This is a genomic window from Deinococcus depolymerans, from assembly GCF_039522025.1.
Taxonomy (GTDB): Bacteria; Deinococcota; Deinococci; order Deinococcales; family Deinococcaceae; genus Deinococcus; species Deinococcus depolymerans.
The window spans coordinates 1-18,535 of sequence record NZ_BAAADB010000028.1; the positions used below are offsets into that span (position 1 = coordinate 1).

15 protein-coding genes are annotated in these 18,535 nt (G+C 70.3%); 4 read left to right on the forward strand and 11 right to left on the reverse strand.

All coding sequences use genetic code 11. The features are described 5' to 3' along the window. Positions 1-228: 228 nt before the first annotated feature. Positions 229-1,854, reverse strand: a complete 1,626-nt coding sequence (locus tag ABDZ66_RS12435; RefSeq protein ID WP_343759376.1) for a carboxylesterase/lipase family protein — start codon at positions 1,852-1,854, stop codon at positions 229-231. A 157-nt stretch (positions 1,855-2,011) separates the two neighbouring features. On the opposite strand from ABDZ66_RS12435, the gene ABDZ66_RS12440 reads away from it, so the two are divergent. Both ABDZ66_RS12440 and ABDZ66_RS12445 read left to right on the forward strand, forming a co-directional pair. Continuing rightward, entirely contained in the window at positions 2,012-4,042 is a 2,031-nt protein-coding gene (locus ABDZ66_RS12440; RefSeq protein WP_343759378.1) for a hypothetical protein, read from the forward strand. Positions 4,043-4,090: 48 nt separating this feature from the next. Then, complete coding sequence (locus tag ABDZ66_RS12445; RefSeq protein WP_343759380.1) at positions 4,091-5,131, forward strand: zinc-dependent alcohol dehydrogenase family protein; 1,041 nt, start codon at positions 4,091-4,093, stop codon at positions 5,129-5,131. A gap of 142 nt (positions 5,132-5,273) precedes the next feature. On the opposite strand, the gene ABDZ66_RS12450 is transcribed toward ABDZ66_RS12445, so the two are convergent. Then, complete coding sequence (locus ABDZ66_RS12450; RefSeq protein ID WP_343759382.1) at positions 5,274-6,698, reverse strand: replication initiator protein A; 1,425 nt, start codon at positions 6,696-6,698, stop codon at positions 5,274-5,276. Positions 6,699-7,728: 1,030 nt separating this feature from the next. Between ABDZ66_RS12450 and ABDZ66_RS12455 the strand changes: the two genes are divergently transcribed. After that, on the forward strand, positions 7,729-9,048 hold the full coding sequence (locus tag ABDZ66_RS12455) for a hypothetical protein (protein WP_343759384.1): 1,320 nt from the start codon (positions 7,729-7,731) through the stop codon (positions 9,046-9,048). A 25-nt stretch (positions 9,049-9,073) separates the two neighbouring features. Here ABDZ66_RS12455 and ABDZ66_RS12460 read toward each other — a convergent pair whose 3' ends face one another. Together ABDZ66_RS12460 and ABDZ66_RS12465 are read right to left on the reverse strand one after the other, a co-directional pair. Then, positions 9,074-9,559, reverse strand: a complete 486-nt coding sequence (locus ABDZ66_RS12460) for an HD domain-containing protein (protein ID WP_343759386.1) — start codon at positions 9,557-9,559, stop codon at positions 9,074-9,076. A gap of 54 nt (positions 9,560-9,613) precedes the next feature. Further along, positions 9,614-10,069 carry a hypothetical protein gene (locus tag ABDZ66_RS12465; RefSeq protein ID WP_343759391.1) on the reverse strand — a complete coding sequence of 152 codons (456 nt, stop codon included), beginning with the start codon at positions 10,067-10,069 and terminating at the stop codon, positions 9,614-9,616. Positions 10,070-10,503: 434 nt separating this feature from the next. On the opposite strand from ABDZ66_RS12465, the gene ABDZ66_RS12470 reads away from it, so the two are divergent. Further along, on the forward strand, positions 10,504-11,391 hold the full coding sequence (locus ABDZ66_RS12470; protein WP_343759394.1) for a ribokinase: 888 nt from the start codon (positions 10,504-10,506) through the stop codon (positions 11,389-11,391). Between the two features lie 78 nt (positions 11,392-11,469). Here ABDZ66_RS12470 and ABDZ66_RS12475 read toward each other — a convergent pair whose 3' ends face one another. From ABDZ66_RS12475 to ABDZ66_RS12505, 7 genes are all read right to left on the reverse strand, one after another. Next, complete coding sequence (locus ABDZ66_RS12475) at positions 11,470-12,528, reverse strand: DUF475 domain-containing protein (protein ID WP_343759396.1); 1,059 nt, start codon at positions 12,526-12,528, stop codon at positions 11,470-11,472. Between the two features lie 106 nt (positions 12,529-12,634). Further along, a complete protein-coding gene (locus ABDZ66_RS12480) occupies positions 12,635-13,210 on the reverse strand; it encodes a TerD family protein (RefSeq protein WP_343759398.1) in 576 nt (191 codons plus the stop codon). Positions 13,211-13,303: 93 nt separating this feature from the next. After that, positions 13,304-13,885: a TerD family protein gene (locus ABDZ66_RS12485; RefSeq protein WP_343759401.1), complete on the reverse strand. Its 582-nt coding sequence runs from the start codon at positions 13,883-13,885 to the stop codon at positions 13,304-13,306. Positions 13,886-13,949: 64 nt separating this feature from the next. Continuing rightward, on the reverse strand, positions 13,950-15,143 hold the full coding sequence (locus tag ABDZ66_RS12490; protein ID WP_343759403.1) for a TerD family protein: 1,194 nt from the start codon (positions 15,141-15,143) through the stop codon (positions 13,950-13,952). 265 nt (positions 15,144-15,408) lie between these two features. Beyond that, positions 15,409-16,371: a branched-chain amino acid ABC transporter permease gene (locus ABDZ66_RS12495; RefSeq protein ID WP_343759405.1), complete on the reverse strand. Its 963-nt coding sequence runs from the start codon at positions 16,369-16,371 to the stop codon at positions 15,409-15,411. Continuing rightward, the gene (locus ABDZ66_RS12500; RefSeq protein ID WP_343759407.1) at positions 16,368-17,258 is read right to left on the reverse strand and encodes a branched-chain amino acid ABC transporter permease; all 891 of its coding nucleotides are present in this window, start codon (positions 17,256-17,258) and stop codon (positions 16,368-16,370) included. Before ABDZ66_RS12500 ends, ABDZ66_RS12495 begins: the two co-directional genes overlap by 4 nt. Positions 17,259-17,286: 28 nt before the next feature. Next, positions 17,287-18,504: an ABC transporter substrate-binding protein gene (locus ABDZ66_RS12505; protein WP_343759410.1), complete on the reverse strand. Its 1,218-nt coding sequence runs from the start codon at positions 18,502-18,504 to the stop codon at positions 17,287-17,289. Between the last annotated feature and the right edge of the window lie 31 nt (positions 18,505-18,535).

Sequence of the window (18,535 nt, forward strand, 5' to 3'; positions counted from 1 at the left end):
TGGGCGTGCGAGGCATAGTCACTTCGCATCAAGGCCCATGAGACCGGGGAATTTCAAGCCCCTGCCTCCTGGGCCTTCGTGCTGGTCGCTGTTCTCTCGCCCGTGGAAACTCTTGGCTGACAATCCGGACCTTCACCGGATGGCCGGCTCCACGTCCGGAACCCGCCCAGCTCCTCCTCGCTTCGCTCGGATTGAACGGCTTTGCAAGCCATTCAACCGGAGTCCGTGTCAGTTGAGGTTCAGGCCGCTCCACAGGTCACAGCGGTGGTCCTGCGCGAAGCGGTCACTGACCTGGGCGCCCTGAGGCGTGAACACCATCACGGGCGTCGCCTCTCCTCGCACCGGGGACCAGCCGGGCAGTCCCGGCGTGCCGGTGCGGGCGAACTGCGCCCAGCTGCGGCTGAACGTGGCGGACAGGGCGTCCTGGGCGGGCGTGAAATCGGCCGGGTCGGCCAGCCCATCGATGCGGGTGCGCAGGGCGTACACCAGACTGCTCGAATGCGTGGCGCCCAGGCCCGGCAGATCCCCGGGAGGTGTCAGGAGGGTCACGGCGTCCGGATCGGCGAACTCGAAGGCGTAGGTGGGCGTGAAGGCCGACAGGGCGCGCGCGACGTTCACGGCGGGGCAGGCGAACACGCCGTCCGTGAACATGTCCGAGAAGGCCAGCGCGGGCGTGGCGTACTGCCGGGCCGGGTAGGCGTTCAGGATGCGCGTGACGTTGCGCGCGCCGCCCAGCAGGCCAGCCGCGCCCCAGTACAGCGGGAGGCTCATGCTGCGTCCCTCCGGAACGGCGATCTTCACGAACAGGCGGCCCTCGTCGCGGTTGGTGCCGGCCAGGACGGGCACCCGGTTGAACTGCCCGGCCCGGTAGGCGTCCAGCAGCGGGCGGGGCAGCAGGGGCCCGCCGTACACCGGGGACCACACCAGGTTCGGCAGGGGACGCAGGCCCGGCACCTTCCCCGCCGTGAGTTTCGGGGCGTCCAGGGTGCGCAGGCAGGCCAGGGTGTCGCGGCTGCACCCGAGGCGGCTGGCGTACGCGACGTTGCGGCGCGAGGCGTCGGCCGCCGTCACAGAATTGCCGGGACTGGCGCACAGGCCACTCTGAATGATGGCCCGGTGGAACAGACCGGCCGAGGCGGGCGACGCCAGGTGCGCGCAGGTGCTCATGCCGCCTGCGGACTCGCCGAACAGCGTGACATTCCCGGCGTCCCCGCCGAACGCGGCGATGTTGTCCCGCACCCAGCGCAGCGCAGCCTGCTGGTCCATCAGGCCGTAGTTGCCGGAAGTTCCGCCGCCCTCGGCGTCGAGTCCGGGCAGCGCCAGGAATCCCAGCGGTCCCAGGCGGTAGTTCAGCGTGACGACGACCACATCCTCGCGCCGCGCGAGTTCGGATCCGTCGTACAGGCTGCCGGCCCCGCTCGTGAAGGCCCCGCCGTGAATCCAGACCATGACCGGGCGGGGCGCGGCGGCGCGGGCCGGGGCGTACACGTTCAGGAACAGGCAGTCCTCGTCACCGCGCACCTGACCGCCGGTCTCGCCGGGCGCGGCGAACACGCCCACCACGACCTGCACGCACTCGCTGCCGGGTCGCGTGGCCGCGCGCGGCGCGGTCCAGCGGGGGCCGGGGGCCGGCGGCTGCCAGCGGCGCGGGCCGGTGGGCGGCGCGGCGTACGGCAGGCCCAGGTAACGGGTCACGCCGGCGTCCGTGACGCCCGTCACCGGCCCCTGGGTGGTCGTCACGGCGGACGGGGCGGGCAGCGCCGACTGGGCCCGCACGTTCCCTCCGGGCAGGGCCAGCAGGCTTGCGAGGGCGGCGGAACGCAGGACGCGGGCAGTCGGGCTCAGTGAACGCATGGAACCTCCGGAGCGGCAGCGGTGGGCAGCAGGCAGGACGCCTCTGAACAGAAGACCTCTGCATGTTCGCCTGTTCCGGCCGACGCTGCCTTCACCGGCCCTCAATGAGTGCGGCGCGTCTGCGTTCCGGGCGGCAGATCGGCGACACTGGAAGGGTATGGTCCGATTGCGCACTCCTGACGGGCGTTCCCTGCCCGGCCCGATGTCCACGCTGCGCGTGCAGGCGCCGGACACCTTCGCGCTGGACCCGCCCGGCGGTCTGTGTGCCCACCCGACGCTGCTGCGCGGCGCACTGGACACCCTCGCGGCGCGGCTGGACGCCATGATGGACCGCGCCGAGCAGGACGAGACCCTGACCGTGCCGGCCCAGGCGGCCCTGATCCGCGCCGTGCCGCTCGGGCAGGCGCTCGTCACCGGGCTGGCCGGGTACGCCGCCGCGCCGGACCGGACGCTGCTCGAACGCCTGAGTGACCTCGCCCTGACGCTGAGCCTCACGCAACCGGACGAGAGCCGCTGGACCCCGAGACTGGGCGCCATCGCGGCCGCCGCCGGCGACCCGTGGCTCGAAGGCGTCCCCCTGCTGCCGGACGAGGACGCCGCCATGATCACCCTGACGCTGGACGCCGCGCTCGCCGCCGGCGTAAAGGTCGGCGAGCGCGGCGAGGCCCGCCTGACCTGGGCCGGCGTGCGCCGCCCGGCCCCGCTGCGCGACCCGCTGACCCCCCTGCGCGCGGCCCTGACCCCCCCCGCCACACTGGAACCCGCGCGGCACGGCGCGGGCCAGGCGCTGCGGCAGCTGGCCCTGAGCGACCGCGAGGCGGAACGCAACGCCGCGCTGCTGCTGCTGTTCGTGTGCGGCCGCGACCGCCTGGAGGACCTGCCGCTGATCCTGGCCCTGGACGCCGCCCTGGTGCTGCTGCGCGCCCTGAACGCACAGGACCCCACGCCGGCCGCGGCGCGGCTGCTGGAGCTGCACGCGGGGCTGCACGCGGAACTGGGCCACCCGGACCTGCCGCGCGCGCAGCGCGAACGCCGCCAGACGACCGGGGACCTCAGCGGCCACACCCTGGCCGCGCGGCGCACCCTGCGCGCCCTGCGCTTTGCCCGGGCGCGGCCGCTCACGCCCGAGGCGCAGGAGCACCTGAACGCCCTGTGGGACGCCCTGCACGATCTGGACGAGGACCTGTCGCGCGGCGTGACGCCCGACCGGGACCCGGACCTGCGCGCCCGGCTGCTGCTGCTGAGCCTGCAGGGCCTGACGAGCACCGCGCGCGCGCCGGGCCTGCGGCTCCCACCGATGGTGCAGCTGGCCGCGCAGGTGTCGGGCGTGGACCCGCTGTGGGCCTGGGAGCGAACCCAGCCGGACCGGTTCACGTCCGTGCCGCTGCACGGGCACCTGGGACGCGCCGCGCTTCCGCTGGAACTGCTGGCCCTGCGCGGCACGCCCTTCTGGGACACCTGGGGAACCGAGGTGCGCCGCCTGATCGCCCTGGCCGGCGGAAACCTGCTCGCCACCGTGCGCCGCACAGGCCTGCGCCTGCCGGATCAGGCGTTCCTGGAAGGATACCTGGGCAGGTTCGGTCCGCTGCGCGCCCTGCCGCTGGATCCGCCCGCCCTGAACGCCTTTCACGCCGCGCTGCTGCGCCTGCTGCCGGACGCCCGCGCGCAGGCGCAGGCCCTGGCCGCCCCCGCGGAAGCGCCGGTGCTCCCGCAAGAGGCGGCCGACCTCCCGCCCGCCGGTCCGGCCCGCGCGGACCCCACGCCCCGTCCGGTTCCCGCCACCCCGGACGCACCGGACTGGCCCGCGCACGTCCTGACCGTCCGTGAACACCTGCGCGGGCGGCGGGTGGTGCTGCTGGGCGGGGTTCCCAGCGCCCCGCACCGCGCCGCCCTGTGCGCCGCGTTCGAGCTGGGCGACCTGGACTGGATCGGCAGCGCCGAGTACGCGCACGGCACGCACGCGCAGGCGCACGTCACGCCGGACACCGCCGTCGTGATCCTGGCGATCCGCTGGATGGCACACGCGCACAACGCCCTGCGGGACGTGGCGCGCGCGCGCGGCGTGCCGTACGTGATGCACCCCGGCGGTCTGTCGCCCAGCAGCGTGGCGTGGCAGATCGGGCAGCAGGTCAGTCAGCAGCTCGGCCAGCAGGCTGGCCCGGCACTACCGGACAACACAGGCGATTGACCGCAGCGGCGGACGCACCCAACCCGGCTCCCTGCTACGGTGGGCGGCATGCGCGCCCTGATGTACGAAGCGTTCGGAGTCCTGCCCACCATCCAGACGGTGCCCGATCCGGTGCCCACCCCGGACGGCGTGGTCGTGGAGGTCGGCGCGAGCGGCGTGTGCCGCAGCGACTGGCACGGCTGGATGGGACACGACCCGGACATCCGCCTGCCGCACGTCCCGGGTCACGAACTGGCGGGCACGGTCGTGGCGGTCGGCGCGCAGGTCACGGCCTTCCGGGTGGGGGAGAGGGTCACCGTGCCGTTCGTGGCCGGCTGCGGCCGCTGCGGCCCCTGCCGCGCCGGGGATCAGCAGGTGTGCCACGCGCAGTTCCAGCCGGGCTTCACGCACTGGGGATCGTTCGCGCCGCTGGTGGCACTCGGGTACGCCGATCAGAACCTCGTCCGGCTGCCGGACAGCATGGATTTCGTGACGGCGGCCAGCCTCGGGTGCCGCTACTCCACGGCGTTCCGCGCCGTGTCGCAGCAGGGCCGCGTGCGGGGCGGCGAGTGGGTGGCCGTGCACGGATGCGGCGGCGTGGGGCTGTCTGCTGTGCAGATCGCGGCCAGTCTGGGCGCGCGCGTGATCGCCGTGGACATTGACGACTCGAAGCTCGCGCTGGCCGCGCAGCTGGGCGCGGAACACACCCTGAACGCCACCCGTCTCCCGGACCTGCCGGCGGTCATCGCCGATCTGAGCGGCGGCGGCGCGCACCTGTCCCTGGACGCGCTGGGTCACCCGCAGACCCTGGTGAACTCGGTGCTGTGCCTGCGCACCCGCGGCCGGCACGTGCAGGTGGGCCTGCTGCTGGCCGACCAGGCGCGTCCGGCCGTGCCGATGGACCGCGTGATCGGCCGGGAACTGGAACTGCTCGGCAGCCACGGCATGGCGGCGCACACCTACCCGCAGATGCTGGGCCTGATCGAGCGGGGTCAGCTGAACCCGGCGGCGCTGATCGGGACGCGCATCGACCTCGCCGGGGCCGCGCAGGCACTGGTCGGCATGGATACCTTCGCGGGGGTCGGTGTGACGGTCATCGACCGCTTCTGATACGGATTCCGTCTGTTTCGCCGACAATCCGGAAGTTCACCGGATTGCCAGCTCCACGTCCGGAACCCGTTTCTCTCCTGCTCGCTCCGCTCGGATTGAATGGGCTGCAAAGGCCATTCAATCGGAGTCCGTATGACATCCGTCAGGCCTGGGTCCGCAGTTCGCCGAGCAGCAGCAGCAGGTCGGCCGTGTAGGCGTCCAGCGTGCCGTCCACCTTGGCCTTCGAGGCGGCGCGGGTCGCCTCGATCGGATCGGGGCGGCCCACGATCAGGCCCATGCGCAGCAGCGCGTACTCACTGACGCTCAGCCGCTCGCGCAGCAGGAACTGCAGGGTCTTCAGGGCAGCGTCCACCTGCGCCTCGAGCGGTTGCGGTTCGTTCACGGCCTCGTCGAGGGTGGGCATGTACGAACTGCGCCCCTCGGGCTTCCCGGGCGGGGTGGAGGCCGCCACGTCCGGGTACTTGCCTTCCTGATCGCGGATGACGTCCACCAGCAGCGCCGAGCGGCTGCGGACCCGGTACCCGCCGCTGATCAGGCGCTGGAATTTCTCCAGGCGTTCCCGCACGTGCGCCTCGCCGAACTCTTCGGTCAGGCGCTGCGCGACGGCCAGCGACACCCGGTGACGGCGCAGCTCCTCGGCAAGCGCGGACGTGACCGGCCGCGGGTCCGTCCCGTCAGGGGTGTTCGCGTCGGCCGTCACGGTGCCCGCGAACCGGTACGTGAGTTTCTGGGTCCGGCCCCGGCCCTCATATTCCACGCCGCTGAGGTAGCGCCGCTCCATGAGTTCCTCGTGTGCGCCCTGCAGGGTAGAGCGGATCTTGTTGCTGCGCTGGTCGACGATCTTGCACGCCTCGGCCCAGTCCATCAGGTTCACCGTGAAGCTCGGCAGGGGCACGGTCGGATCCTCCGGCGGATAGCGGCGCGCGTCGAGCAGGCGGTAGAGGGCGCGGGTCAGGGGCCGGTCGAGGCTGGTCAGGAATTCCAGGTCCAGCGGTTTGGTGTACTGGGCGCGGATGGACCGGACGATGGGTTCGGCCAGCCGGATCTTGAGGGTGCTGCTGCGGCTCAGGCCCAGGTCCTCGTCCCCGCTGGTGAACTCGAGGCCCTCGAGGTAGTTGAAGGTCACGGTCGTCCAGTTGCCGCGCCGGTGGTCCCGCCACGCTTCCGAGGCGGTGTAGGTGGCGGTACGCAGCCGGAACAGCGTCTGCCGCAGGTTCTGGTAGTAGCGCCCGGAGTCGTCCAGACCGGCCCGCTTGAGGATCTGGTACGCGCTGGTGTTCAGCAGGCCGTCGGCGGGGCAGCCGGTCTCGACGTACAGGTCGATGAGGGCGGTGGCGATGTCGCCGTCCAGGCCGTGGGGTACGCCGCCGTACTTGGGCATGGCGTCGCAGGTCAGCCGTGCGGGCCGCCCGTCCACGTTGAAGTCGACCGTCCATGAGGAGAAGGAATCCGGCACGCGTTCCTGAATACTGATCAGGCCCAGACGGCTGACGTTCGCTTCCTCAATCCGGCTGACATCCGGCAGGGGAGTGGGGGCTGGTTTCTCCGGGCGCTTTCTTCGCGTCAACCCTCGGTCCTCCTGTGGGTAATACCCTTCATCATACGCGTGCGCCCTTTGCGGACGCTATACCGGACAACTCAGGCGATTTGAACAGGGCACTACCGGACAACTCAGGCGATCGCATCGGGCGAAACGGGTGAAAACCTTCACCCAGAGGGCAAATAGTGCGCTGTACATCTTGTCTTCTCTGACTACCGGACAACTCAGGCGATTGACCCCCAGACTACCGGACAACTCAGGCGATTTACCGCCCGAACTACCGGACAACTCAGGCGATTCGGGAGACCCCACTACCGGACAACTCAGGCGATTTACCGCCCGAACTACCGGACAACTCAGGCGATTCGGGAGACCCCACTACCGGACAACTCAGGCGATTTACCGCCCGAACTACCGGACAACTCAGGCGATTCGGAGCAAAACTACCGGACAACTCAGGCGATTTACCGCCCGAACTACCGGACAACTCAGGCGAAAAACCCGGAAAATGCCGTGTTTCTCAGAAGTGACGGCGCGCCCTTGATGATGATCATCAAATATCTTTTAAAATCTTTTTTCAAAGAAGAAATCATCATCAGCACGTGAGCCTGCTCTCAGACCCCGGCTGGCACCCACCAGGACCTCAGAGGACGGGCATCCACCCCCAAATCAAGCTGTCGGACCATTCATAGGGAGTCGTGCGAAAGCGAATGCCCTTTCGCGGCGATCAGAGGGGCCTAGAAGCCCTGTCGACCGTCCCCCCCGACTCCCACTGCGGAAGGCATGCAGAAGGGGCCTTTACGGGCCGCTGGTAGGGAAATGGACTGGCTGCGCCCTCCCGGCAGATGTCTAGACATTGTGGTCGATTCTGATGTGGACCTGGAGGGCTGCTCCGCAGAGGGGCAGCCAAGAGGACTGTCGGGCGTGGAGTGGGCAACCCGGTGGTGTTCCGGGTCGTGGACGAAACAGACGGCAGTCCGTATGACGCCGCCGAATTCGCTCCCGCGCTGGCCATCCGGCTGCCATCATGGAGACCGCGAGAGGAGGACCACCGCCCATGCACCAACTCATTCCAGGGGAACGCTTGGACATCCGCCGTCAGTTCGGCCCCACCGGACTGGAATCCCTGAACCTGCACCTGGGACGCGCGCCCACAGGTGCGTTCCTGTGGATCGTCACCGCAGGACCGGCCGGCGCCCGCCCTGCCCCCCCCGAACTCGCCCGTACCGGCCCCGGCACCGCCGAGATCCGGCTGGGACACGCGCCCACCGCGGACGTGGACCGCCTCGTGATCGGTTGCTCCTGGCGGGGCCGCGCCGCGTGGACCGGCACGCTCACCCTCGCCAGCCTGAACGCCCCACCGGTCGCCGCCGACCTGGGTGTACCGGCAGCGGGCGGGCCCGCAGACCGAGAACGGACCCTGCTGCTGTGCGAACTGTACCTCCACGACCGCCGCTGGCGCCTGCGCGTGCAGGGCGAGGAGGCCCGCGGCGGACCCGAGGGTGCCGCCACCCTGTTACGGGTGCCCGCCACGTCCCTGCGGCCCCCCCCCTCCACCCCGGCGCCCCGGGCAGACAGGGACCGTCCAGGACCGCCTCCCGGTGCGGTCCGCCCCCCCCCTCCAGCGGTTCCGCCGTCCGCCGATCCGGCCCGCACTGGAACGCCCCCCCCGGCCGCGCCGCTCGGCGGAGGGCCGGACACGCCGCCGGAATCGGTTCTGACCCGCTTCCAGCGTGCCTGGCAGACCCTGCTGGGACCGGAGCCGGTCCGCGAGGCCTCCCTCCCGCCGGGGCCCGCCTCAGCCGGTCCCGAAACGCAGCCCGGCGCGGTCACGGCGCGCACGTTGCGGGAACTGCGCCGCCGCCTTGATCTGATCGCCCAGGACCTGCGGCCCAGCGCGGGCCTGGACGTGACCGCCACGCGGCTGCGTGTCCGGCACGGACAGCTGCTCGAAACGCACGCCCGCATCGTCCGTGAGGCCCGTGACCTCGAAGAGCAGCGCGGCCGGCTGCAGGCCCTGAACCTGCTCGCCACGCAGCAGGTGTCGCTGCGCGCCGTGGAGAACGAGATTGAGCGGGCCGTCCGCGCCCTTCAGGAGGCCGTCGACCTCCTGGCGACCGAACTCGTGACCGGTCGCCTGGAAGACAGCCGCGCCCGGCTGGGCGCCGAGGACCGCTACCTGCGTGGATTGAGCCCAAAGGCCGACCGGTCCCTGATCGATCCAGCGGCCAGCCCTGCCCGCCCGCCTACGAACGTCGGTCCGGAGGCGCCGCCGGTCATTCCGCCGCTGCAACCTCCCGCCGGACGGGAGACGCCGGGCACAGACCGCCCGGACAGCGGAGAGGACGGTCTGGTCATTCCCTGGCTCCGTGACTGACCACTGAGGGAGGCGCGCACCTCCCTCAGGTGGGGTCCGTATCCGTGACGCCGGACCGCCTGTGCTGTCCGGTGCCGGGACGCGCCGCCACCTGCCCGGCGACGGTGCTCATGTACCGTGGGTCGGGTTGCAGCCCCACGCGTGTCAATTCCAGTCGGTCGGCGTCCCAGCAGGCGCCGACGGTCGGATCGTCGCTGACCTCGCCGAGTTCGTGGCGTTCGCAGGCCCGTGCCAGCAGGTCCACCTGCGCGTCCGACAGCGGCAGGCGGTCCCGCCACGCCCGCACGAGCGCGGCCGCGCGTGCCCCGTGCCCGAGGTCGTACCACTCGTCGAGCCGCTCGGCGTCATGAAACCACGCGAAGTGACGGGCGACCGCCACGTCCCCGCCGGCCGCCAGGGCCAGCCGTTCCGCGTGCGCCTGCACCCGCTGCCAGTGCGCGGGACCGTGAATGGAGCGCTTCCCCAATCGAAAGTGCCGGATCAGGTCGGCGCGGAGCTGAACGTCAGGCATCCGGCACAGCATAGTGGTCACGGCGCCTGTCCGCCGCCGCAGGTGCGGTGCCGGTCAGGGGAGGACGGGTGTGCCGCGCAGGGTCAGCTGTACGCCGTCCACCGTGAACCGCATGCCCTGCGGCGTGGCGCGGAAGCCCAGGAAGGACCCGGCCGGGAATTCCAGGGCCATCACGCCGTACCGGTCGAACAGCTCTCCGGCGGCCCGCGCGAACTGCGCGACGTCCGCCGCGCCTCGCTGGCCTGCGGTGTCCTGGAATGCCGAGGCGTCCACCCGGTACGCGTCTGCCGCCGCGCGGTGGTCCGCCGCGCCCAGAAACGCGAAGGCGAGGTCCTGGGTCGTGAACACGTCCCGCTCGGTCAGGCCCAGCAGGGCCGTCCGGCCGTGGGCCAGGTCCGGGCGCGGTTCGAGGGCCGTGACGCCGCGCTGCACCATCAGGCGGGTCAGGTCGTCCGTGAAGCCCGACAGGGGAAAGTTGGCCGGGGTGCTGCTGGAGTCGGAACGGGTCATGCCTTCAGGGTAGAGCAGCGGAGCGGGTGAATCCGGTGAGGTCTGCTCTGCCGTCATGCCAGAGCGGTCCCCTGGCGGAACGGGGCCGGTTGCGGGGCGCGGACGGGCTGCTGGACGGGCACACGGGCGCCAGCTACACTTCGGTTAAACGTTTAACAGTGTCGCCCGAGCACCGGAACGATCGGTCCCTGGCGGGCCTCGACGGCAGCTCCCGGGCGCCGCTCGGCTCGCCGGCTCCACCGGCCCCGCCCCCACCTCATCTCCCCGGAGGTCTGTATGATACGGATTCCGTTTGTTTCGCCAACAATCCGGAACTTCACCGGATTGCCAGCTCCACGTCCGGAACCCGTTTTTCTCCTGCTCTGCGGAGCAGCTCTCCGAGTCGCATCCGCTCGGACCCAGCGGGCTTTGCAGCCCATTCAATCGGAGTCCGTGTGATTCTCGTTGCCGGCAGTGCCAACCTGGACTTCATCACCCGTGTCCCCCACCTGCCCCGCCCCGGCGAGACGGTCCTCGGCCGGGCCTTCACCACCGCCCCCGGCGGCAAGGGCGCCAACCAGGCCGTCGCCTGCGCCCGCAGCGGCCACCCCACCCGCTTCTTCGGCGCCCTCGGCAACGATTCCTACGCCGCTCCCCTCCGTGAGTCCCTGCGTGCCAGCGGCGTGCAGGACACCTCCCTGACCCTGGACGCCCCCACCGGCGCGGCGTTCATCACGGTCGCCGACAGCGGCGAGAACGTCATCGCCGTCGCGTCCGGTGCCAACGCCCTCCTGACCCCGCAGCGGGAGCCGGATTTCACGGACGTCACGCACCTGATCCTGCAACTGGAACTGCCGCTGGATACCGTGCAGGCGTACGCACGCTCGGCGCGGGAGCGGGGGGTGACGGTCGTCCTGAACGCCGCGCCCGCGCCCGCCTCGCCCCTTCCGGCGGACCTGCTGGCGGACGTGACGGTGCTGGTCGTGAACGAGGGGGAACTGACCACCCTGGTCGGCGCGGGTGACCGGTCGCAGCAGCTGCGGGCCGCGCAGGCGCTGGGGCCGCAGACGGTGATCGTCACGCTGGGCGGCGAGGGGAGCGCGGCGGTCAGCGGCGATCAGTGGATCGAGGTGGCGGCCCACCCGGTCACGGTGCGGGACACGACAGGAGCGGGGGATACCTTCGTGGGCGTGCTGACCGGGGCGCTCGGCGCAGGCCTGGGTCTGCCACAGGCCATGCGGGATGCGAGTGTCGCGGCCTCGCTGGCCTGCACCGGCGAGGGCGCGCAGCCCAGCATGCCCACCCGCGAGCAGATCGACCGCACCCTGACCGACTGGCCATGAAAAGCGTCCCCAGCGGCCCGCACGCGGGACTGGGGACGACTGGGTGCGCCGATGTTCACGACACGGACGGCATTCCGGCTATTCGGGTTGCGGGTGGCCTCCGTCGAGCGCGTCCCGCCTGTTGGCACGCAGGGAGGAGAGGATCGACAGGCCGATGAACCCCACGCCGATCAGGCCCGTGACCACCTCTGGAATGTGCAGGTCGCGGTTCGTGGAGAGCAGCATGATGACCGCCAGCGCCAGGATGCCGTAGTGCGCGCCGTGTTCCAGGTACCGGTACTCGGCCAGGGTGCCGCGGTGTACCAGGAACAGGGTCAGGGAGCGCACGAACACCGCGCCGATGGCGAGGCCAGCCGCGATGATCACGACGACCTTGGTGATCGCGAACGCGCCGATCACGCCGTCGAGACTGAAGCTGGCGTCCAGCACCTCCAGGTACAGGAAGGCGGACAGGCCGGCCGCGCCGGCCCTGGCGGCCATGTCGTCCGGGTCGAAGAGATTGCCGATGGCGTTCATGATCAGGTACAGCACGACGCCGGTCAGGCCGGCCATCAGCGCCGTGATCTGTTCGGCCGGGGCGACCATGAACCTCGTGGCGAGCATCAGGGCGATGACGGTGACGACCACCTGGATGGTGTCGAGTTTGCCGATCCCGGCGAGGCGGCGCTCGAAGCTGCCGAGCCAGTGCTCGTCCTTCTCGGGGTCCATCAGGTAGTTCAGGGCGACGAGCAGCAGGAACACGCCACCGAAGGCGCTGATGGCCACCTCGGCCTTCTCGAGGTACTCGGCGTACCGGACCGAGTCGTTCAGGGCGAGGCTGGCGACCTCACCGAAACCCAGCCCGGACGTGACGGCGACGATCACGACCGGGAAGATCAGGCGCATGCCGACCACGGCGATCAGGATGCCCCACACCAGGAAGCGGCGCTGCCACACGGCCGACATGTTCTTCAGGACCGAGGCGTTCACGACGGCGTTGTCGAAGCTGAGGCTGACTTCCATCACGCCCAGCACCAGCGCGATGAACAGGTAGTTGAGGGCGGTGCCGATCCCGCCGGTCTGCAGGCCGTACGCGAAGGCCCCGGCCAGTGCGGTGGCCGTGACGATGAAGGCAAATCCGAATTCTTTGTTGATCATGACGTCCTTGTCAGGGTGAACCGGGAGGGCCTCTCAGCCGCCGCCGGTCCCCGTCGGTGCAGGGGCCGTGCAGGCGGCGTGATAGGGAGAGGCGGGCGGGGGGCGATCAGACGTTGACGCCGTAGCTGCGGGCCATCGGCCCCAGGCCGCCGGCGAAGCCCTGCCCGACCGCGCGGAACTTCCATTCGTTGCTGTAGCGGTACAGTTCACCGAAGATCACGGCGGTCTCGGTGCTGAAGTCCTCACCGAGGTCGTAACGGGTGAGTTCGCGGCCGGTGGCCTCGTCCACCACGCGGATGAACGCCCCGCCCACCTGCCCGAAGTTCTGCCGGCGGGCGTCGGCCTCGTCGATGGTCACGCCCACGACGATCCGGGTGATGTCGGCCGGGATGCGGCTCAGGTCGACCTTGATGCTCTCGTCGTCCCCGTCGCCCTCGCCGGTGCGGTTGTCGCCGGTGTGTTCGACGCTGCCGTCCTGACTGCGCAGCTGGTTGTAGAAGATGAAGTCGTGGTCGCCGCGTACGCGGCCGGCGGCGGTCAGCAGGAACGCACTGGCGTCCAGGTCGAACTGCTGTCCGTCGCTGACGCGGGGGTCCCAGCCCAGGCCGATCAGGATGCGGGTCAGGTTGGGGGCTTCTTTGCTCAGGGAGATGTTGCCGCCTTTACTCAGGGACAGTGCCATGGGGTCCTCCAGGGACGGGGAATGAGGCGAGAGGGAAAGACCGGTTCAGAGGCGGCCCGCCCCCGGCCGTTCGGGAGGGAGCGGGCCGGGGGCTCACAGGTGGGGGCGCATGTCGGGCAGGTTGTCGTGGTACGTGCGCCCGGAGCAGGCGGCGCCGATGGCCCTGAACGTCCAGTCGCTGCCGTCGCGTTTGAGGCTGGCCATGATCAGGCCGTTGTGTTCGCCCTGCCCGGCCAGTTCGTAGCGGGCGAGTTCCTTCTCGCCCTGCTCGTTGATCAGGCGGCAGTAGGCGGTCTCGATGCGGTTGAAGCTCTGCCCGCTGTAGTTGTTCACGCTCAGGATGACGGTGGTGACGTTCCGGGCGAGGCGGCTGAGGTGGATAGTGATGGTCTCGTCGTCGCCGTCCCCGTCACCGGTGCGGTTGTCGCCGCTGTGGCGGACGCTGCCGTCCTTGCTCTGCAGCTGCCGGAACCACACGGTGTCGACCAGCTGCCCGGCCGCGTCGAACATCAGGGCGTTGGCGTCGAGATCGACCGCCTCGCGGCCCGCGCCGAAACCGAGGAAGCCTTTCTTCCGGATGCCGTCCCAGCCGACGCCCATGCGGACGGTCGACAGGGTCGAGCCGCTGGTCTTGGTGAGGCTGATCTGCTGGCCTTTTTGCAAACTCAGTGCCATGTCGCGCTCCTTGAGGAGAAAGAGAGAGGGAAAGGGCGAACGGGGGGACCGTGGCGCTGCGCCGTTACTTGCTGCCGGCCACCCAGCGGAACCCGAAGCCGTAGTGCTCGTCGCAGTGCTGCGCTCCCAGGAAGTAACGTTCCTCCTTGGTGACCTTGATCTCCCCGCCGACGTTCTCGATCAGGGCGATGGCGCAGAACGTCCGCTGGATGTCGGGGTTGCTCAGGTGCATGGCGATCTCGTTACCCTGCGGGTCGCGCAGCGACAGCCGCGCCCCCACCTGCGTGAAGTCGTTCGTGCCCTCGTAGATGCACGCGAACACCAGCACGGTGTGAATCAGGTCCGGGCGGAAGATGGTGAGGTTCTCGCCGTCGAGGGCCGCGCCGGTCCGGTCGTCCTTGTCGAGCAGGATGTGCGGCAGCAGCCGCTCGGACCCGAAGCTGTTCCCGAGGGCCTGGATCACGCCGCGCTGTCCGTCGTTCATCACGAACATGCACCCCAGGTCCAGATCGGCGGCGGCGCCGCGCCCGAACAGTCCGCCCCGGCGGCCCCCGCGGTCCCAGTTGAGGTTCACGCGGATCGGTTCGGCCTGCCCGGATTTCTTCAGGGAGATGCGGGTACTTTCCCCCTTCTTGTCCAGCGTGATCTTCTTCAGGTTGATGGGGGGCGGGGCCGCGGGCGTGGGGGCCGGCGCGGGCCGCGGGGGCGCGGGGGGCGCCGCACGGGACGGCGCGGGCCGGTCGGCCACCTCGCCGCCGTAATGCCGCACGAGGGCGTCCAGGCCGCCACTGAAGCCCTGTCCGACCGCCCCGACCCGCCAGACATCCTTGTGGTACACGTCGAGCAGCATCACGGCCCGCTCCTGCTGGAAGTCCCGGCCGGTCACGCGGTACGCCGCGACCGGCTGCCCGCCGGCCGACAGGGTGATCTCGGCGTGATCGATCTGCCCGAACGTTCCGGCGTCCACCGACGCCGTCAGGCTCAGGCGGCGGACGGTCGCGGGCAGGCGGGACAGGTCGATGGTGAACACCTTCTCCCCGCGCGGACCGCCCTGCATCTGCACGGCTCCCTCCGGCGTGGCCGTCTGGTTGAAGAACACCAGGTAGCGGTCGTCACTGAGCTTCCCGGCGGCGTCCAGCCCGAACAGGCTCAGGTCGTACTCGCTGGCCGGCCCGGTCACGCGCGCCGAGAGGGTCAGGTGGGTGGAGGGCGTCAGTTGGCCCAGGGGAATTTTCTGCCCGGTCTGGAAGGTCACCATGAGCGGTCAGAATCCGGAACGAACGGCTGTGACATGCGAACTCCTCGGAAAGAGACGGAACAACGGCGTTCCACGGCGCGGGAACGGACGGACGATCCGCATGCTAGGCGTCCCGGCCACGCCGCGCTGCCAAGGTTGCGTGCGGCGGGCCCGCCCCCGGTGGGGGAGTGTCTGCCCACGGGTGGCGCCGCGCCCAGCCGGGATTCCGCGTGGCAGGCGGAACCCCGGGCGGGCGCGGACGTCCGGACCGGGCGTGGCGTGCGGGTCAGCGCGGCCGGCCGCGGGTCCAGTGCTGCACGGTGCCGACCACGCCGCGCCGGAAGAACAGCACGACCAGCACGAAGACCAGTCCGGTCACGATGCCGACCGGGAGGTTGGCGGTCGTCAGGATGTCCCGCAGCAGCAGGACCAGGCCGGCGCCGATGACTGGCCCGAACAGCGTGCCGGTCCCGCCGAGCAGGGTCATCATCACGACCTCGCCGGAGGTGCGCCAGTTCACGACTTCCAGGCTGACCACGCCGTGCCCGAAGGTGTACAGGCTGCCCGCCAGTCCGGCCAGGGCGGCGCTGATCAGGAAGGCGGTGAACTTGAACCGCAGCGGGTTGTACCCCACGCTCTGCGCGCGCGGTTCGTTGTCCCGGACGGCCTGCTGCGCCTGCCCGAAGGGGCTGCGAACGGCGCGGTACGCGAGCAGGAACCCCACGGCGAAGACCGCCAGGCTGAAGTAGTAGCGGGTGACGGCGTCACTGAAGTCCAGGCCGAGCAGGTCGGGCCGCGCGAACCCCTGCAGGCCGTTCTCGCCGCCGGTCACGTCCGTCCACTGCTGCGCGAGGAAGGACAGCATCTGCGCGAAGGCCAGCGTGATCATGCTGAAGTAGATGCCGGCCGAGCGGACGCTCAGGAAACCGATGGGGACGGCCAGGACAAGCGCGCTGAGCGTCCCGCCGAGCAGCGCGGCCGGGACGCCCTGCCCGTGCGAGAGCAGGTAGGCGGTCACGTACGCGCTCGTGCCCCAGAAGGCGGCGTGCCCGAAGCTGAGCAGCCCACTGAAGCCGAACAGCAGGTCGAAGGCCACGGCGAACAGGCCCCACGCGAGAATGTCCAGCGCCAGGACCGGGTAGATCAGGCGCGGCAGGACCAGCAGCAGCAGGCCCAGCCCGGCCAGCCACGCGGCGCGGCGGAGCCGCTCCCGGTCGGTGCGGGCGGGCTTGAAGGGCAGGGCCGTCACCGGGCACCTTCAGGCAGGCCGAACAGCCCGCTGGGCCGGAACAGCAGCACCAGCGCCATCAGGATGAACACCAGGGTGTTCGCGATGGGCGGGTACACCGCCGCTCCCACGGCCGCCAGGACGCCCACCGCGAAGCCGGTCACGACGCTGCCCAGGATGCTGCCCATCCCGCCGATCACGACCACCGCGAAGGTCGTGATGATCAGTTCGGCGCCCATGTACGGCTCAACCGAGTAGATCGGCGCGGCGAGCACGCCGGCCAGTCCGGCCAGGGCGACGCCCACCCCGAACACGCCGGTCACCCAGCGGCCCACGTCGATCCCGAACGCGCGCGTGACGGTGGGATTCTCGGTGCTGGCGCGGATGACGCTGCCCACGCGGGTCTTCTCGATCACGAACCAGGTGAGCAGGCAGACCGCCAGCGACAGGGCGATCACGAACAGGCGGTACTTCGGGAACACCACGAAGCCCAGGTTCACGACGCCAGTCAGCGCGGCCGGGGTGGTGTAGGGCGCGCTGGACACCTCGAACCGGCCCAGCATGACCTGCTTGACGAGGTCCTGGGTGAGCAGGGTCAGGCCGAAGGTGAGCAGCAGGTTGTAGCTGGGGTCCAGGCCGTACAGCCGTGACAGCAGCCCGCGTTCCAGGAGCATGCCGAGGGCGCCGACCAGCAGCGGCGCCAGGATCAGGGCCGGCCAGAATCCCAGGCCCGCCACCTGCCCGAGCGCGAAGGCGGCGAACGCGCCCAGCATGTACAGCGCGCCGTGCATGAAGTTCACGATGCGTAGCATCCCGAAGATCACGGCCAGCCCCAGGGACAGCAGGGCGTAGAAGGCGCCGTTCACCAGGCCGTTGAACACCTGGATCAGCAGCAGCTGCGTGTTCATCGCCGCCTCCGGGTGGGTGGGCGGGTGTTCAGAAGCGGCACTTGCTTTCCGCCAGGGGCATGAACGCCTTGGCTGCCGGGATGGTCGCCAGGCGCGTGTAGATGTCGCCGGCCTCCTTCGACTCGGCCCTGCTCTTGACCATCACGGTGTGGACGTCCAGCAGCACGCGGTGGTCCTGCGCGCGGATGGTGGCGTGACGGGCGAAGAAATCGTCGAAGGAGTGCCCCTCGAGCGCCCTGACGACCGCGTCGGAGTTGTCGGTCTTGGCGCGCGCCACGGCCTGCAGGTAGGTCATGGTGGCCGAGTACACCCCGGCCTGCGCCCAGGTGGGTTTCTTGCCGAAGGCCTTCTCGAACCGCGCGGCCCACTGGCGTGAGCGCGCGTCGTAGTTCCAGAACCACGGCACGGTGGCGATGGCCCCCGCGAAGGCGTCCTGGCCGAGGGCCGCGACGTCGGTCTCGAACAGCAGGCCGATGCCCAGGCCGATGCCCTGTTTCTTCAGGCCGAACTCGTTGTACTGCTTGACCACGTTCACGAGGTCGTTGCCGGCCTGCATGGTTCCGAAGATCTTGGGCCGGAGGCTCTGGGCCTTGAGCAGGTACGACGAGAAGTCCGTGTTCGGGAAGGGCGTGGCGTCACTGGGCGTCACGAGTTTCCCGCCGTTCTCCTGCACGGCGGCCGTCATCTGCCGGTTCAGGTCCTGACCGAAGGCGTAGTTGGGGTAGATGATGTACCAGGCGTTGCCGCCGCGCTTGGTGACGGCGGTGCCGGTGCCGTTGGCGAGCATGTAGTTGTCGTAGGCGTAGTGGAAGGTGTACCTGTTGCACTTCTCGTTGGTCAGGGCGGTCGTGGCGCCGGTCACGACCATGGCGACGACCTTCTTGGTCTTGGCGACCTCCACGGCGGCCAGCGCGGCGCTGGAGGTCGGCATGTCGACGAGCATGTCCACGTTCGAGCGGTCGATCATCTCGGCGGCCTTGTTGCCGGCCACGTCGGCCTTGTTCTGGTGGTCCACGCCGATCACCGAGACCTTGCCGGCGTAGGCCTTGTTTGCCTTCATGAAGTCCTCGGCGGCCATCTGCGCGGCCTTCACCGAGCCCTGCCCGGCCAGTTCGGAGTACACGCCGGACAGGTCGGTCAGCACGCCGACCTTCAGGGTGCCGTCGGACAGGGTCTGGGCCAGACCCGCGCTCAGGGTGCCCAGGGCGGCGGTGGCGAGCAGGGCGGTCAGCTTGGTCTTGTTCATGGGTGGTACCTCCGGCAGTGGGAAGAGGGGG

What these genes read in the sequence shown, in the direction of transcription:
- ABDZ66_RS12435 (WP_343759376.1), bottom strand. Translation starts at nt 1,854, where the DNA reads ATGCGTTCACTGAGCCCGACTGCCCGCGTCCTGCGTTCCGCCGCCCTC.
- ABDZ66_RS12440 (WP_343759378.1), top strand. Translation starts at nt 2,012, where the DNA reads ATGGTCCGATTGCGCACTCCTGACGGGCGTTCCCTGCCCGGCCCGATG.
- ABDZ66_RS12445 (WP_343759380.1), top strand. Translation starts at nt 4,091, where the DNA reads ATGCGCGCCCTGATGTACGAAGCGTTCGGAGTCCTGCCCACCATCCAG.
- ABDZ66_RS12455 (WP_343759384.1), top strand. Translation starts at nt 7,729, where the DNA reads ATGCACCAACTCATTCCAGGGGAACGCTTGGACATCCGCCGTCAGTTC.
- ABDZ66_RS12460 (WP_343759386.1), bottom strand. Translation starts at nt 9,559, where the DNA reads ATGCCTGACGTTCAGCTCCGCGCCGACCTGATCCGGCACTTTCGATTG.
- ABDZ66_RS12465 (WP_343759391.1), bottom strand. Translation starts at nt 10,069, where the DNA reads ATGACCCGTTCCGACTCCAGCAGCACCCCGGCCAACTTTCCCCTGTCG.
- ABDZ66_RS12475 (WP_343759396.1), bottom strand. Translation starts at nt 12,528, where the DNA reads ATGATCAACAAAGAATTCGGATTTGCCTTCATCGTCACGGCCACCGCA.
- ABDZ66_RS12480 (WP_343759398.1), bottom strand. Translation starts at nt 13,210, where the DNA reads ATGGCACTGTCCCTGAGTAAAGGCGGCAACATCTCCCTGAGCAAAGAA.
- ABDZ66_RS12485 (WP_343759401.1), bottom strand. Translation starts at nt 13,885, where the DNA reads ATGGCACTGAGTTTGCAAAAAGGCCAGCAGATCAGCCTCACCAAGACC.
- ABDZ66_RS12490 (WP_343759403.1), bottom strand. Translation starts at nt 15,143, where the DNA reads ATGGTGACCTTCCAGACCGGGCAGAAAATTCCCCTGGGCCAACTGACG.
- ABDZ66_RS12500 (WP_343759407.1), bottom strand. Translation starts at nt 17,258, where the DNA reads ATGAACACGCAGCTGCTGCTGATCCAGGTGTTCAACGGCCTGGTGAAC.
- ABDZ66_RS12505 (WP_343759410.1), bottom strand. Translation starts at nt 18,504, where the DNA reads ATGAACAAGACCAAGCTGACCGCCCTGCTCGCCACCGCCGCCCTGGGC.